Here is a 12,934-nt window from a genome sequence, read left to right on the forward strand (position 1 = left end):
TAGAGCCTGCGGAACCTCAAGGAGTGATCCATGTCAATTCAACGCCGAATGCTGGTGCGTGGCCTTGCCGCGCTGGGCCTGAGCCTGTCGTTGGCCCTGCCCGCGGCAACCGCCCTTGCCGCCGATGCGGGCGTCAAGGTGGTCTACCACCTGAGCGAGGGCGTGGCCCAGGCCGCCAGGGCCATGGGCAATATTCGCAACCATCTGGCGGCCGACCCAACGGCGAAGATCGTGGTGGTGAGCCATGGCGCGGGCATCGACTTCCTGCTCGACGGCGCCAACACCCCGCAGGGCCAGCCCTTCGCTGGCGCCATCGGCGATCTGGCCGGCCAGGGTGTGGAATTCAGGGTCTGCAACAACACCCTTGCCGCACGCAAGATCTCGCCCGACAAGGTGGCAATGGAAGCCAAGATCGTGCCCTCGGGCGTGGCCGAGGTGGCCAGGTTGCAGGCGCGCGAGGGCTTCGTCTACCTGCATCCCTGATGTCGCTCGGGCCGCTCAGGCCGCCAGGCCCGGGTTGCCCTGCACGCCCAGCAGCCTGGGCGTGTTGAGCTTGCGGCTGCTGACGCGGCCTTGGCTCTTCAGCCACTGCTCGACCACGTCCCACACCATGCGCGTGCCCGGCATGCTGGCGGCCTCTTCGGCCACCGGGGCCCAGCCGGCCACCTTGTAGAGCTTGTCGGCATCGATGGGCTTGCCGTGCAGGCGCATGTCCTGGATGCGCCTGCCCATCGCGGCCCCGGGCTCGCAGCTGTAGCTCAGGCCGCCCACGCGCACCATGTCGCCGCCCTGCTGGTAATAAGGGTCGGGATTGAAGAGGTTGTCGCACACGTCTTCCAGCACCGTCTTGATCATGGCGCCGCTCATGGACGTGACGGTGGCGTAGGAATAGGTGGTGGCGAGCTGGTCCATCATCAGCTCGCGCGTGATCACGTCGCCCGGCAGCAGCGTCGTGCCCCAGCGGAAGCCGGGCGAGAAGGCGATGTCGGCGCCCTGCACCTCGATCAAGGCATCGACGATCAGCTGGTCCCAGCTGCCGTTGAAATTGCCGCGGCGGTACAGCAGGCCGTCGCTCACCGCCAGTTGCTCGTTCAGCTTGGCCTCATAGGGCTTGCGGATCTTCTCGATCAGCGCCGCCATGTCCGGATCCGCCTTGAGCATATTGGAGAAGATCGGCAGCAGCTTGTAGCGGAAGTCGGCCACGCGGCCGTCCTTCACCTCGAAGTCCAACACGCCGAGGAACTTGCCATTGCTGCCGGCATTCGTCACCAGGGTGGTGCCGCCGGCATTCTTGACCTGCACCGGCACCGGCACGCCGTCGTGCGTGTGACCGCCCAGGATGGCATCGATGCCGCGCACCCGCGAGGCCATCTTCAGGTCCACGTCCATGCCGTTGTGCGAGAGCACCACCACCACCTTGGCGCCCTTGGCACGCACCTCGTCGACCATGGCCTGCATGTTCTCGTCCTGGATGCCGAAGGCCCAGTCGGCCACCATGTAGCGCGGGTTGGCGATCGGCGTGTAGGGGAAGGCCTGGCCGATGATGGCGCACTGCACGCCGTTCATCTCGCGCATCACATAGGGCGCGAACACCGGATCACCGAAGTCATTGGTCTTGACGTTCTGCGCCACGAAATCGAGCTTGCCCTTGAAGTCCTTCTCAAGGATCTCCTTCACCCGCTCCATGCCATAGGTGAACTCCCAGTGGCCGGTCATCACGTCCACGCCCAGCAGCTTGCAGGCGTCGACCATGTCCTGGGCATTGGTCCACAGCGAGGTGGCCGAGCCCTGCCAGGTGTCGCCGCCGTCCAGCAGCAGGGCACCGGGGCGGCTGGCCTTCATGCGCTTGACCAGGGTGCTGAGGTGGGCGAAGCCGCCCACCTTGCCGTAGCGGCGCGCGGCGCGCTCGAAGTCCAGGTAGGTGAAGGCATGGGCCAGCGCCGTGCCGGGCCGCACGCCGGCCGCCTTCAGCATGCCCTCGCCCACCACATGGGGGCTTTGGCCGCGCATGCCGGCTAGCCCCAAGTTCACATTCGGCTCGCGGAAGTAGATCGGCTTGAGCTGCGCATGGCAGTCCGTCATGTGCAGGAAGGACACCTGACCGAAGCGCGGCAGCTCATAGAGCCCCTGCTCTGCCGTCGCCGCATCGGCATCGGCATAACGGCCGAGCCCCATGCCCGCCACCGAGGCGGCGGACATGACCTGGAGGAATTCACGTTTGCTGAGACTCATGGCTTACTGGTTCACCGGCGAACGGGGGTCGAGGATCAGCGCCATCACATGGCGCAGCTGCTCCTCATTGAGCAGGCCAGCGTGGCCGAAACGCGGCATGTTGGAACAGGCGTTGTAGGCCTTGGAGTTCCACAGCTTGCCCCAGGTGTATTGCACGATGGCGGCGCTGGCCGGATCGGCCGGGTCCTTCACGCCGCGGATCTTGCCGTAGTTGTAGAGGCTGGGGCCGATGGTGCCGAAGGACACCTCTTCCTTGCTGATCTGGTGGCAGTTGTAGCAGTTGGCGCCGTTGGCGGCAGGCGCCGCGGACTTGTCGGTCCAGGTCATGCCGCGGCCGTTCTGCGCCAGCTTCTCGCCCTCGCGCCAGTCGCCCAGATACTGTCCGCCCGCCGGCCACTTGATCGAGGCCAGCGCCTCGGCCTCGACGCGCTTGGCCACCCCTTCGGGCGGCGCGCTCTCGGCCGAGCAGGCCTGTTGGCCGAGGTCCTGTTCCAGGCGCTTGGTGGTGGCGATGCCCTCGTCGCGGAACGAGGCCTTCAGCATCGCCAGGGCCTGGGCGTCCAGCTCGGCCGCCGTGGGCTGGCCAGGCAGGCTGGCGCAACCCGCCGCACCCAGCGCCAAGGCTGCAACAGCAGCCCAAACAAAGCGTTTGTTCATTTGCGTCTCCTTCAGCGCTTGATGGCCGGGGCGATGGACTCGGCACCCTTGGCGTTCACGCCCATGTACACGGCCAGGGCGATGGTGACCTCGGAGGCATAGCCCGGATAGGGGAAGCGCTGCTGGCGGTAGCAATCGTTCAGCCGCCGCTGCATGCCCCACAGCTCGCCGCTGGAGACGCGGTAGGCCGGCCAGGCCGCAAAGCCCACGCCATCGCCCGGGTTCTTGGTGAGGTTGGGCAGGTCCTGCAGGCGGATGCGCTTGCCGTCCTCACCGTGGCAGGAGGCGCAGGAGAAATCCATCGGCCCGCCGCGGAAGAAGAAGGCACGCTTGCCGAGTTCGTACATGCGCTGCTCGGCCGCATGGGCCTGCGGCAGCTGCATGCGCTGGCCGCGCGACTCGGCCGAGATCCACGCGACCAGGGCCTCCATATTCGCCTGCTCGCCCTTGCCGAAGGGCGTCTTGGCAATCGCCTCGGCATCCAGCCCCTGCAGCGTGCTCATGCAGGTCAGCAGGCGCGACTCCAGATCCTGCACCCGCTGGGTATCGGCGAACCAGCGCGGCAGGCGCACGAACGCGCCCTTCACGACGCCAGCGCCCTGCCCCAGATCGCAGCGCTCCAGCGACGCGTTCTTGGGGCCGCGCTTGGCCTTCCAGAGATCCTCGCCCTTGGCCTCGAACAACTCGGCCGGGTTGCCGTCCGCCAGCAAGGCGCGGTATTCGGCAATCGAATCCGCCGCCGTCTTCTGGGCGCAGGCCAGTCCGGGCAGCAAGGCCAGGGCGGCCACCCAACTCCAATGCTTCATGCTTGTCTCCTGTTGTTCGTCTGGCCGGGCTTCTCTGGCCCGGTGGGGTTCACGACACGGTGGCTTCGTCGCTGCGCTTGTCGCCCTTGTTGTCGGTCCAGGACACCTGCACCTTGTCGCCGGCCTTGGCGCCCTTGATGACGAATTGCAGGAAGGGGTTCTTCGAGACCGAGGGGCCCCATTCCGCCGTCAACACCACCTTGCCGTTCAGCGCGGCACTCACCTCGTTGATGTACCAGGCCGGGATGGTCTTGCCGGCCGCGTCCTTGCGCTGACCGCTTTCCATTTCATGAGCCATCAACACGCGCACGGTGGCCTTGTCGCCAGCGGCTTGCGCACGGATTCGCATCGGATCTGCCATGTCTTGCTCCTGATTAGCTGAGTTCTGAAAAATCGGGGGCCGGCATCAACCGCCGCAACCACCCAGCGTGACCTTGACTTCCTTCAGCGCGTACAGCACCTTGTTGTCGTTGGTCACCGCCACCGCGTAGACGTTGGAGGACTGGCCCATCTTCACGCGCGTCGAGAAACTGGCTTCCACTTCCGGGCTGACGTTGAACAGCGCGGCCAGCACCGAGGGGTTCTTCTCCACCAGCAGCAGCATCTGCTTGACGCCGGCCGCGGTGGTGGTCGCACCCAGCGGCACGACGGCGCCGTTCTCGGCGATGTCGGGCGCGGTGATGCTCACGTCCTTGCTTTCGGTGGGCGCGCCATAGCCCAGCGCCTTCACCACATCGGCCAGGCTCTTGGCCTCGAAGGCGCCCTTGCCGGCAGCGTCGCCGGCGGCCTGCGCCGCCTTGCCGAATACGCCGCTGGCAAGCATCAGCGATGCCACCTTGGCGCTGCTGGCCATCAGCTCTCTGCGATTCATCTCAATCATTTCGGTCTCCTTGATCCTTGCCTGTCAAACGAGGGAGCGCCGGCCGCCGCCACGCCCCTGGGGAATAAAGAAAATCAGCGCGGGGCGCCGCTCTTGAGCCACTGCGCGATGGTCGCGGCATCGGCATCGCTGAGCGTCTGCGCCGGCATCGGGATCTGGCCCCACACACCCACGCCGCCGGAGCGGATCTTGCCCGAAAGATAGGCGATTGCGTCACTGCGCTCGCCATGCTTCTTCGCAATCTCCTGGAACGAGGGGCCCACCAGCTTGCTGGCCAGCGCGTGGCAGGCGCTGCAGCTGTTCTTGTTCAGCAGGGCCGTCGGTGCGCCCGCGACCTTGGGCGCCGGCGCGGGCTCGGCCCGGCGCTGCGGGGGCGCGCCCGAGGGCTTGCTGGTGTCGGCGCCATGCTGGGGCCCGACCGCCCGGTTCTGCTCCGCCAGGTTGCCATGCGCGTTGCGGGCGTGGTCGGGCAGGAAGGAGCTGATCTTCGCTTCCGCCGGGCAATCCTTCATGCAGGCCTGGGCACGGGTGTCGGGGGCCTTGGCCTTGGTGAGGCCCTTGCCAGGCCACAGCGCATGGTCCAGCGTCATGCCCTTGCGATTGGGCATGCGCTGCTGCACGGCGCCGATGTTCTGGTCCGACAGCACGAAGTCCTCGGGCACGATGCCGCCCAGATTGAGCAGGAAGGCGGTCACGCTGTAGACCTCCTCGGTGCTCAGGCTCTTCGGCGCCGTCCAGGGCATGGCGCGGTTGATGTAGTCCCACAGCGTCGATACGGTGGCCACCTTCATCAAGGTGGTGCGACCTGGGAAGCTGGGATCGTTGAGCCTGGCCACATGGCCGGTCTTGATGTCCTCGGGCGTGGTGCCGCCCACCAGGGGCGCGAACACCTCGCCGCTTTCGCCGAAGATGCCATGGCATTGGGCGCATTTGCCCTCCCAGACCTCCTGGCCCCTCGCCACCGAGCCGCTGCCCTTGGGCAGGCCCTTGAAGTCGGGGCGCACGTCGATGTCCCAGGCAGCGATTTCCTTGGGTGTGGCGGCGCGGCCGACGCCGGGGAAGTCTCTGGCCGGCTGCGCCAGCGCCGCCGTTGCCAGCAGCAGCGTGCCGAGCAGGCCCAACATCGCGAACTTAGGAGAGCTGGACATTCTTCACCTCCCCGTCTTCCTGCACCAGCCAGGTCTGCACGGCATTGTTGTGATAGATCGAGCGGGTGCCGCGCACCTCGCGCAACTGCTTGTAGCTGGGCTGCACATAGCCGGTCTCGTCCATGGCGCGGCTCTGGATCAGGGCGGGCTTGCCGTCCCACACCCAGTCGATGTTGAAGCGGGTCAGGCACTTGGGCAGCACCGCGCCCTCCAGGCGCGCGCTGCGCCAGTTGCGGCCACCGTCCACCGACACGTCCACCCGCTTGATGCGGCCACGCCCCGACCAGGCCAGGCCGCTGATGTTGTAGAAGCCCTGGTCCAGCAGCACCTGGCCGCCCGAGGGCGTGGTCACCACGCTCTTGCATTCCTGGACGCTGCTGTACTGGCGGTGTTGACCGCCCGGCACCAGGTCGATGTAGTGCACCGCCTCGTCCTTGCTGGCATAGGGCTGGTCGCCCACTTCGATGCGGCGCAGATACTTGACCCAGCTGACACCTTGCACACCCGGCACCACCAGGCGCAGCGGGTAGCCCTGCTCGGGCCGCAGCATCTCGCCGTTCTGGCCATAGGCCACCAGCACCTCACCGCTCTCGACCATCTCCATCGGGATGGTGCGCGTCATCGAGGAGCCATCGGCGCCCTCGGCCAGCACGTAGCGGGCCTTCTTGTAGTCCACGCCCGCCAGGTCCAGCAGGATGCGCAGCGGCACGCCGGTGAACTCGCTGCAGCTGAGCATGCCGTGCGAGTACTGCACCGTGGGCACGGCCACATTGCCCCATTCCATGCCAGTGTTGGCACCGCACTCGATGAAGTGGAAGCGCGACACCGAGGGCAGGCGCATCAGCTCGTCCATCGTGAAGACCATGGCCTTCTTCAGCATGCTGGCGTCGGAGCCGTTGAGCATCAGGCGGTGCTTGGACGGGTCGATGTCCCACCAGCCCTGGTGGTGGCGTTCGAAATGCAGGCCGCTGGGCGTGACGATGCCGAACAGCGACTGCAGGGGCGCGAACGATACCGAGGCCTGCGCCGTCTGGGTCAAGCCCGGACTCTGGCGGCGCTGCACATTGGCCTCGTACCTGGAGGGCTTGCCATAGCCCTCGGTCGCCACCGCCTGACCCAGGCCCTTGCTGTGCTCGGGCAGGCTGAGGATGTTGGGGTCGCCCTCGCCGGCCTGCACCGGGTTGGAGGTGGCCAGCGCCATCGGCGCAACTGCTGCACCTGCCGCGGCTCCGGCCGCCACAAAGGCCTTGCGCATGAAGTCGCGCCGCCCGCTCTTGGCCTCGGCAAAGACCTGGCGTATGCCCGCCGGATCCAGGAAGTTCTCGGGCGCCTTGATCAGCCGGCCCCTTGGCTTGTCGTCAGAACTCACTACCACTCCTTCGCTTCATGCGGACCGTCCGGCGCTTCCGCCGTGCCGCCCGCCGCTGCCTGCCCCAGCACGCCCAGGCCCTGCAGCATCTCGCGCAATGCCTGGGAGCGCCCCGGCACCACGCGGTAATACACCTTGGCGCCGGCACGTCGCCGCGTCACCACACCGGCCTCGAACAGTGCCCGCAGGTGATGCGACAGGTTCGGCTGGCTGCCGCCCACCAGGGCCAGCAACTCGCCGACGTTGCGCTCGCCCTGACACAGCTCGCCCACGATGCGAACCCGGCAGGGTGCCGCCAACACGGCAAACAAGGCCGAGGCGCTATCGAACACCCGATCGCGCAGTTCATCGTGGTTGCCGCTATTCATGCGTACATCACTATGCCCGAATATTCGCCGCAAAGAAAGTACTCGGATTAAGTATTTCCACCGACCCGCCGTGCGCCCTGGGGCAGCCCCTGGCAGGCAGTTAACATCGGGCACCACCGGCCCCATGGCCCTGCCCCAGCCCCTCTGTCACCCATGAAACTCGCCACCTGGAACGTCAACTCCCTGGCCGTGCGCCTGCCGCAGCTGCTCGACTGGCTGGCCGCGAATCCGGTCGATGCCCTGGTGCTGCAGGAAACCAAGCTCACCGACGACAAATTCCCCACCATGGAGATCGGCGCGGCCGGCTACCAGGTGCAGTGGTTCGGCCAGAAGACCTACAACGGCGTGGCCCTGATCAGCAAGACTCCGGCCAGCGCGGTGGTGAAGAACATCCCCGGCTTCGCCGACGAGCAGGCGCGCATGATCGCCGGCACCGTGGCCGGCGTGCGCGTGGTGGGCGGCTATTTCCCCAACGGGCAGGCGCCCGACAGCGACAAGTTCCAGTACAAGATGGGCTGGCTGCAGGCCCTGCAGGACTGGCTGCGCCAGGAGCTGCAGACGCATGACAAGCTGGTGCTGATGGGCGACTTCAACATCGCCCCCGAGGATCGCGATGTCTACGACCCGGTGGCCTGGGCCGGCCAGATCCATTGCACGCCCGAGGAGCGCGCCCATTTCCAGGCCTTGCTGGGCCTGGGCCTGAGCGACGCCTTCCGGCTCTTCGAGCAGCCGGCCAAGAGCTGGAGCTGGTGGGACTACCGCAACCTCGCCTTCCGCAAGAACCAGGGCCTGCGCATCGACCACATCCTGGTCAGCGCGGCGCTCAAGGGCGCGGTGAAGTCTTGCGTGATCGACAAGCTGCCGCGCAAGAACGAGCGGCCCAGCGACCACGCGCCGGTGCTGGTCGAGATCGAGCTCTAGCCCTGGCTCATCCGGGCCTGCAAGGCCTCGAAGAAGCGGCCCACATGCAGGCCGTCCATCAGCGCGTGGTGCACCTCCACATGCACCGGCATCCATAGCCGGCTGCTGCCGGGCTCGGGCTCGTAGCGGCCCAGCGCGAACTTGGGGATGGCGTCCCCGCTGCCCAGCTGGCGCGGGTGCGAGAAGCTGCTGAAGCTCAGCCAGGGGATCACGGTGGTGTGGATCATGTCCTGGCGCGGCAGCTTGTTGCTGACGATGGCATCCGGGTCGGAGGCACGTGCCGCCGCCAGGCTGGCCCGCGCCTCGCGCACGAAGCGGCCGAAATCGGCGTGATAGGCCAGATCGGCAAAGGCCAGGCTTTCATCGCTGCGCAGCACCGTGGTGCTGGCGTCAACCTGCCCGTACTCGATCACCTGGCCATCGACGATGCGCTGGCGGAAGCAGGCGAACTCGTTGGCCGTGGCCAGCAAGGCGTGGTGGTAGGCCAGGAAGGGCGTGGCCTCGGCCTGCGCCTTGGCGCGGGCCAGCAGGCCGCTCAGCTCCACGCGCGTGCAGAGGCTGAAATAAGGCTGGTTGAGTTGGCGGAAGAACTCGAAGCTGTGGCGGCGTGGCCAGTTGGGCAAGTCAATGACGCGGGGCATGGGGGCATGCTATCAGCCGCGCATCAGCTCCAGGCACTCGTCCAGCAGGGCATGCAGCTGCGCGACCTTGGCATCGCCCAGCCTGTCGTTGAGCGAGAGCTGGGCACGCTTCCAGCTGCCCTTCATGGCCTGGCGCTTGGCGCGGCCGGCCTCGGTCAGCTGCAGGCGGTGGCTGCGCGCGTCATCGCCCTCGGCCAGTTCCACCAGCCCGGCTGCCACCAGGCCCTGCACATTGCGCGAGAGCGTGGAGACATCCAGATCCATGCGCCGCGCCAGCTCGCTGGGCTGCACCGGGCCGAGCTGGTCGATGTGGGCGAGCAGCGAGTACTGCGTGGTCTTGAGCCCGGTCTCGGCGAAATGGGTCTCGCAATGCTGCGACACCAGGCGCGTCAGCTGGCGCAGCTTGAAATTGGTGCAGCCCTGCGGGCCTTGCTTCGGCGCGGGCTTTGCTGCTGTCGCGGGTTTGCTTGACATGCCGGCATTGTAGTGGCGATGATTGCAGCTGCAATAGTTGCAGGTACAAACATTGGAATCAACGATGGACGCACGCACAAACCCAGCCCCCTCCGTGGCGGACGAACTGCTGGCCCAATGGCAGGCCGACGAGGCCACGGTACGCGCCCGGCTACGCCCGGAACATGGGCTGGCGCGGCCCGAGCAGTTGGCGGGCCTGACCGGCCTGCAGCAGATGCAGGCCATGCTGAACGGCGAATTCCCGCCGCCGCCGATTTCGCACACCCTGGACTTCTGCCTCATCGAGGTGGCGCATGGCCGCGCGGTGTTCCAGGGCCGGCCGCAGCGCAAGCATTACAACCCGCTGGGCACCGTGCACGGCGGCTGGTTCGCCACCCTGCTCGATTCGGCGCTGGGCTGCGCGGTGCACACCAGCCTGGAGCCGGGGCGCGCCTACACCACGCTGGAGTTCAAGGTGAACCTGGTGCGGGCGCTGTCAGACCGCGTGCCGCTGGTGCGCGCGATCGGCGAGGTCACCCATGGCGGGCGCCAGGTGGCCACCGCCGAGGCGCGCCTGGTGGGGCATGACGGCAAGCTCTATGCCCATGCCAGCACCACCTGCCTGGTGTTCGAAGCCAGGGCCTGAGCCCTCAGCCCCGCAAGGCGTGCGTGGCCTGGGCCAGGCGCGTGATGCGGGCCCAGTCGCCGGCCTCGATGGCATCGGCCGGTGTCAGCCAGGAGCCGCCGCAGACCTTCACGTTCGGCAGCGCCAGGAATTGCGGCGCACTTTCGGGCGTGATGCCGCCAGTGGGGCAGAAAGCCACGTCCGGGAAAGGCCCCGCCAGCGCCTTGAGCAGGTTCACCCCACCCACCGCGGTGGCCGGGAACAGCTTGAGAAAGCCATAGCCCGCGGCATTCGCCTGCATCACCTCGCTGGCGGTGGACACGCCGGGCAGGAGGGGCAGGTCTTGCGCCTGGCAGGCCGCACCCATGGCATCGGTATAGCCGGGGCTGACGCCGAACTGGCAGCCGGCGTTCTTGGCCGCCACCACATCGGCCACCGTGCGCAGGGTGCCGGCGCCGACGATGGCCTCGGGCACGGCGCGCGCCATCGCCTCCATCGCTGCCAGCGCCACCGGTGTGCGCAGCGTCACTTCCAGCACGCGCACGCCGCCGGCCACCAAGGCCTGGGCCAGCGGCACGGCATCTTCCAGGCGCTGGATCACGATCACCGGGATCACGGGGCCGTGGGCGGCCAGGCTGAGGGTTCCTTTTCCGTCGCTCATGTCGCTTCCTAAGGTCAGAGCCAGGTGATCGCGCCTTCTTCGGCGCTCTTGACGTTGCGGCGCAGGCCGGCAAACAGCTCGCGGCCGAGGCCGGCGCCGTTCTCGGCCTGCTGCTCGGGCGCGATGCTGGCGAGCGCACGCTGCGCCCACTCGGCCTCGGGCACCAGGGCCTGCAGCTCGCCGCTGACGGCATCCATGCGCACCAGATCGCCATCGCGCAGCCTGGCCAAGGGGCCGCCTGCCAGGGCCTCGGGGCTCACATGGATGGCGGCCGGCACCTTGCCGGAGGCGCCGCTCATGCGGCCGTCGGTCACCAGCGCGACCTTGAAGCCCTTGCCCTGCAGCACCGCCAGCGGCGGCGTGAGCTTGTGCAGCTCGGGCATGCCATTGGCCTGCGGGCCCTGGAAACGCACCACCACCACCACGTCGCGGTCCAGCTCGCCGGCCTTGAAGGCCGCCTGCATGGATTCCTGGTCGGTGAAGATGCGCGCCGGCGCCTCGATCACATGGCGGTCTTCCGGCACCGCCGAGACCTTGATGACGGCACGGCCCAGATTGCCGGCCAGCAGCTTGAGGCCGCCGCTGGCGCTGAAGGGGGCGGCCGCGGTGCGCACCACGCCCTCGTCGCCGGAGCCCTCGGGCAGCGCCTGCCACTGCGGCTTGCCATCGGCACCCAGGCTGGGCACGCGGCCATAGGCCTGCAGGCTGGGGCCGGCGACGGTCAGCACGTCCTCGTGCATCAGGCCGGCCTGCAGCAGCTCGCGGATCACGAAGCCGGGGCCGCCGGCGGCCTGGAACTGGTTCACATCGGCGCTGCCGTTCGGATAGACGCGCGCCAGCAGCGGCACGGCGGCCGAGAGCTCGGAGAAATCGGTCCAGTCGATCAGGATGCCGGCCGAGCGCGCCACCGCCACCCAATGGATCAGGTGGTTGGTGGAGCCGCCGGTGGCGAGCAGCGCGACCATGGCGTTGACGATGCAGCGCTCGTCCACCAGGCGGCCGATCGGCGTGTAGTTGCCCTTGGCGGTGATGCTGAGGGCCTGGCGCACCGCGGCGCGAGTGAGCTGCTCACGCAAGTCGTCCTGCGGATGCACGAAGGCCGCGCCAGGCAGGTGCAGGCCCATGGCCTCCAGCAGCATCTGGTTGCTGTTGGCGGTGCCGTAGAAGGTGCAGGTGCCGGCGCCATGGTAGGCGGCGGACTCGCTCTTCAGCAGCTCCTCGCGCCCCACCTTGCCTTGTGCGTAAAGCTCCCGCACCTTGGCCTTCTCGCTGTTGGAGATGCCGCTGCTCATCGGGCCGGCGGGCACGAACACGCAGGGCAGATGGCCGAAATGCAGCGCGCCGATCAAGAGCCCCGGCACGATCTTGTCGCAGATACCCAAGAGCAGCGCGCCGTCAAAGACATCGTGACTCAGCGCGATGGCGGTGCTCATGGCGATGCTGTCGCGCGAGAACAGGCTCAGCTCCATGCCGGGCAGGCCTTGCGTGACGCCATCGCACATCGCCGGCGTGCCGCCCGCCACCTGCACGGTGGCGCCCTGCGCATGGGCCTCGGCGCGTATCAGCTCGGGGTAATGCTCGTAGGGCTGGTGGGCCGAGAGCATGTCGTTGTAGGCGGTGACGATGCCCAGATGCGGCGCCTTCTCGGCCACGATGCGCAGCTTGTCGTTGGCGGGCATGGCGGCAAAGGCATGCGCCACATTCGCGCAGCCCATGCGTTCCACGCCGCGCTTGCGGCCGGCCAGCTGTGCCACCTGGGCCAGATAGCGCTCACGGGTGGCGGCGCTGCGCGCCTGGATGCGCGCGGTGACCTCGCTGATCAAGCGAGCGGTCTTGGTTGTCATACGGTCAGCCCCTGCGCCGATGTAACTCGGCCGGATTGAAATTGGTAACCATATTACAAGATCCGGACCCTGTTGCGGTTACAGCCGGGGTACGAAAGCGCCTGGGCCGGGCGCAAAAAAGGGCATCCCCGGAGTCACTGGGGATGCCCAAGAGGGCCTGTCTGGATGAGGCCCGGGCGGCCGAGGAAGCCGCCCTTCGGTCTTCTGTCTTCGTCTACCGGTATCCGGTGGTCGTCAAACCAGGCTCGACTGGCTTAGCGCACCACGGCGATCTGCTCGCGCGCACCGCCCTTGTAGGTGAACAGGGTCAGCGCGCCATTCTTGATGTC

The 12,934-nt window shown here is 67.6% G+C and carries 16 protein-coding genes; 4 read left to right on the top strand and 12 right to left on the bottom strand.

Features of this window, described 5'->3' with window-relative positions; translation table 11 throughout:
* The first annotated feature begins 30 nt into the window (after positions 1–30).
* On the top strand, positions 31–483 hold the full coding sequence (locus AC3WQY_RS17530) for a DsrE family protein (RefSeq protein WP_285232132.1): 453 nt from the start codon (positions 31–33) through the stop codon (positions 481–483).
* Positions 484–498: 15 nt separating this feature from the next.
* On the opposite strand, the gene soxB is transcribed toward AC3WQY_RS17530, so the two are convergent.
* The 8 genes from soxB to AC3WQY_RS17570 all read right to left on the bottom strand — a co-directional run bounded on the left by soxB (position 499) and on the right by AC3WQY_RS17570 (position 7,460).
* Positions 499–2,232 carry a thiosulfohydrolase SoxB gene (soxB, locus tag AC3WQY_RS17535; RefSeq protein ID WP_492709826.1) on the bottom strand — a complete coding sequence of 578 codons (1,734 nt, stop codon included), beginning with the start codon at positions 2,230–2,232 and terminating at the stop codon, positions 499–501.
* Between the two features lie 3 nt (positions 2,233–2,235).
* The gene (gene soxX / locus AC3WQY_RS17540; RefSeq protein ID WP_492709827.1) at positions 2,236–2,889 is read right to left on the bottom strand and encodes a sulfur oxidation c-type cytochrome SoxX; all 654 of its coding nucleotides are present in this window, start codon (positions 2,887–2,889) and stop codon (positions 2,236–2,238) included.
* Between the two features lie 11 nt (positions 2,890–2,900).
* Positions 2,901–3,695 carry a sulfur oxidation c-type cytochrome SoxA gene (soxA, locus tag AC3WQY_RS17545; protein WP_492709828.1) on the bottom strand — a complete coding sequence of 265 codons (795 nt, stop codon included), beginning with the start codon at positions 3,693–3,695 and terminating at the stop codon, positions 2,901–2,903.
* Between the two features lie 49 nt (positions 3,696–3,744).
* Positions 3,745–4,056, bottom strand: a complete 312-nt coding sequence (soxZ, locus tag AC3WQY_RS17550; RefSeq protein ID WP_285232128.1) for a thiosulfate oxidation carrier complex protein SoxZ — start codon at positions 4,054–4,056, stop codon at positions 3,745–3,747.
* A 45-nt stretch (positions 4,057–4,101) separates the two neighbouring features.
* Entirely contained in the window at positions 4,102–4,566 is a 465-nt protein-coding gene (soxY, locus tag AC3WQY_RS17555; RefSeq protein WP_492709839.1) for a thiosulfate oxidation carrier protein SoxY, read from the bottom strand.
* A gap of 83 nt (positions 4,567–4,649) precedes the next feature.
* Positions 4,650–5,723, bottom strand: a complete 1,074-nt coding sequence (locus AC3WQY_RS17560) for a c-type cytochrome (protein ID WP_492709829.1) — start codon at positions 5,721–5,723, stop codon at positions 4,650–4,652.
* Complete coding sequence (gene soxC, locus AC3WQY_RS17565) at positions 5,707–7,092, bottom strand: sulfite dehydrogenase (protein ID WP_492709830.1); 1,386 nt, start codon at positions 7,090–7,092, stop codon at positions 5,707–5,709. Before soxC ends, AC3WQY_RS17560 begins: the two co-directional genes overlap by 17 nt.
* On the bottom strand, positions 7,092–7,460 hold the full coding sequence (locus AC3WQY_RS17570; protein WP_492709831.1) for an ArsR/SmtB family transcription factor: 369 nt from the start codon (positions 7,458–7,460) through the stop codon (positions 7,092–7,094). Before AC3WQY_RS17570 ends, soxC begins: the two co-directional genes overlap by 1 nt.
* 153 nt (positions 7,461–7,613) lie before the next feature.
* On the opposite strand from AC3WQY_RS17570, the gene xth reads away from it, so the two are divergent.
* On the top strand, positions 7,614–8,381 hold the full coding sequence (gene xth, locus AC3WQY_RS17575; RefSeq protein WP_492709832.1) for an exodeoxyribonuclease III: 768 nt from the start codon (positions 7,614–7,616) through the stop codon (positions 8,379–8,381).
* Here xth and AC3WQY_RS17580 read toward each other — a convergent pair.
* Both AC3WQY_RS17580 and AC3WQY_RS17585 read right to left on the bottom strand, forming a co-directional pair.
* The gene (locus AC3WQY_RS17580; RefSeq protein ID WP_492709833.1) at positions 8,378–9,022 is read right to left on the bottom strand and encodes a CatA-like O-acetyltransferase; all 645 of its coding nucleotides are present in this window, start codon (positions 9,020–9,022) and stop codon (positions 8,378–8,380) included. The two genes, xth and AC3WQY_RS17580, sit on opposite strands and share 4 nt — an antisense overlap.
* Before the next feature lie 12 nt (positions 9,023–9,034).
* Positions 9,035–9,496 carry a MarR family winged helix-turn-helix transcriptional regulator gene (locus AC3WQY_RS17585; RefSeq protein ID WP_285232122.1) on the bottom strand — a complete coding sequence of 154 codons (462 nt, stop codon included), beginning with the start codon at positions 9,494–9,496 and terminating at the stop codon, positions 9,035–9,037.
* A 64-nt stretch (positions 9,497–9,560) separates the two neighbouring features.
* On the opposite strand from AC3WQY_RS17585, the gene AC3WQY_RS17590 reads away from it, so the two are divergent.
* On the top strand, positions 9,561–10,121 hold the full coding sequence (locus AC3WQY_RS17590) for a PaaI family thioesterase (protein WP_492709834.1): 561 nt from the start codon (positions 9,561–9,563) through the stop codon (positions 10,119–10,121).
* 4 nt (positions 10,122–10,125) lie between these two features.
* Here AC3WQY_RS17590 and AC3WQY_RS17595 read toward each other — a convergent pair whose 3' ends face one another.
* Both AC3WQY_RS17595 and edd read right to left on the bottom strand, forming a co-directional pair.
* Positions 10,126–10,761 (bottom strand): bifunctional 4-hydroxy-2-oxoglutarate aldolase/2-dehydro-3-deoxy-phosphogluconate aldolase, encoded by a 636-nt coding sequence (locus AC3WQY_RS17595; protein ID WP_492709835.1) that lies wholly within the window; start codon positions 10,759–10,761, stop codon positions 10,126–10,128.
* 14 nt (positions 10,762–10,775) lie between these two features.
* Positions 10,776–12,605 (bottom strand): phosphogluconate dehydratase, encoded by a 1,830-nt coding sequence (gene edd / locus AC3WQY_RS17600; RefSeq protein ID WP_492709836.1) that lies wholly within the window; start codon positions 12,603–12,605, stop codon positions 10,776–10,778.
* Positions 12,606–12,748: 143 nt separating this feature from the next.
* Here edd and AC3WQY_RS17605 point away from each other — a divergent pair.
* Positions 12,749–12,934: hypothetical protein (locus tag AC3WQY_RS17605; protein WP_492709837.1), on the top strand; the 186-nt coding region annotated here is incomplete at its 3' end.

Source organism: Roseateles sp. FW301-B2 (assembly GCF_058788955.1).

Coding starts and splice junctions, on each gene's coding strand:
- AC3WQY_RS17560 (WP_492709829.1), bottom strand. CDS start 5,723: ATGTCCAGCTCTCCTAAGTTCGCGATGTTGGGCCTGCTCGGCACGCTG.
- AC3WQY_RS17585 (WP_285232122.1), bottom strand. CDS start 9,496: ATGTCAAGCAAACCCGCGACAGCAGCAAAGCCCGCGCCGAAGCAAGGC.
- AC3WQY_RS17570 (WP_492709831.1), bottom strand. CDS start 7,460: ATGAATAGCGGCAACCACGATGAACTGCGCGATCGGGTGTTCGATAGC.
- soxZ (WP_285232128.1), bottom strand. CDS start 4,056: ATGGCAGATCCGATGCGAATCCGTGCGCAAGCCGCTGGCGACAAGGCC.
- AC3WQY_RS17595 (WP_492709835.1), bottom strand. CDS start 10,761: ATGAGCGACGGAAAAGGAACCCTCAGCCTGGCCGCCCACGGCCCCGTG.
- soxB (WP_492709826.1), bottom strand. CDS start 2,232: ATGAGTCTCAGCAAACGTGAATTCCTCCAGGTCATGTCCGCCGCCTCG.
- AC3WQY_RS17580 (WP_492709833.1), bottom strand. CDS start 9,022: ATGCCCCGCGTCATTGACTTGCCCAACTGGCCACGCCGCCACAGCTTC.
- AC3WQY_RS17590 (WP_492709834.1), top strand. CDS start 9,561: ATGGACGCACGCACAAACCCAGCCCCCTCCGTGGCGGACGAACTGCTG.
- soxA (WP_492709828.1), bottom strand. CDS start 3,695: ATGAAGCATTGGAGTTGGGTGGCCGCCCTGGCCTTGCTGCCCGGACTG.
- AC3WQY_RS17530 (WP_285232132.1), top strand. CDS start 31: ATGTCAATTCAACGCCGAATGCTGGTGCGTGGCCTTGCCGCGCTGGGC.
- soxY (WP_492709839.1), bottom strand. CDS start 4,566: ATGAATCGCAGAGAGCTGATGGCCAGCAGCGCCAAGGTGGCATCGCTG.
- edd (WP_492709836.1), bottom strand. CDS start 12,605: ATGACAACCAAGACCGCTCGCTTGATCAGCGAGGTCACCGCGCGCATC.
- xth (WP_492709832.1), top strand. CDS start 7,614: ATGAAACTCGCCACCTGGAACGTCAACTCCCTGGCCGTGCGCCTGCCG.
- soxX (WP_492709827.1), bottom strand. CDS start 2,889: ATGAACAAACGCTTTGTTTGGGCTGCTGTTGCAGCCTTGGCGCTGGGT.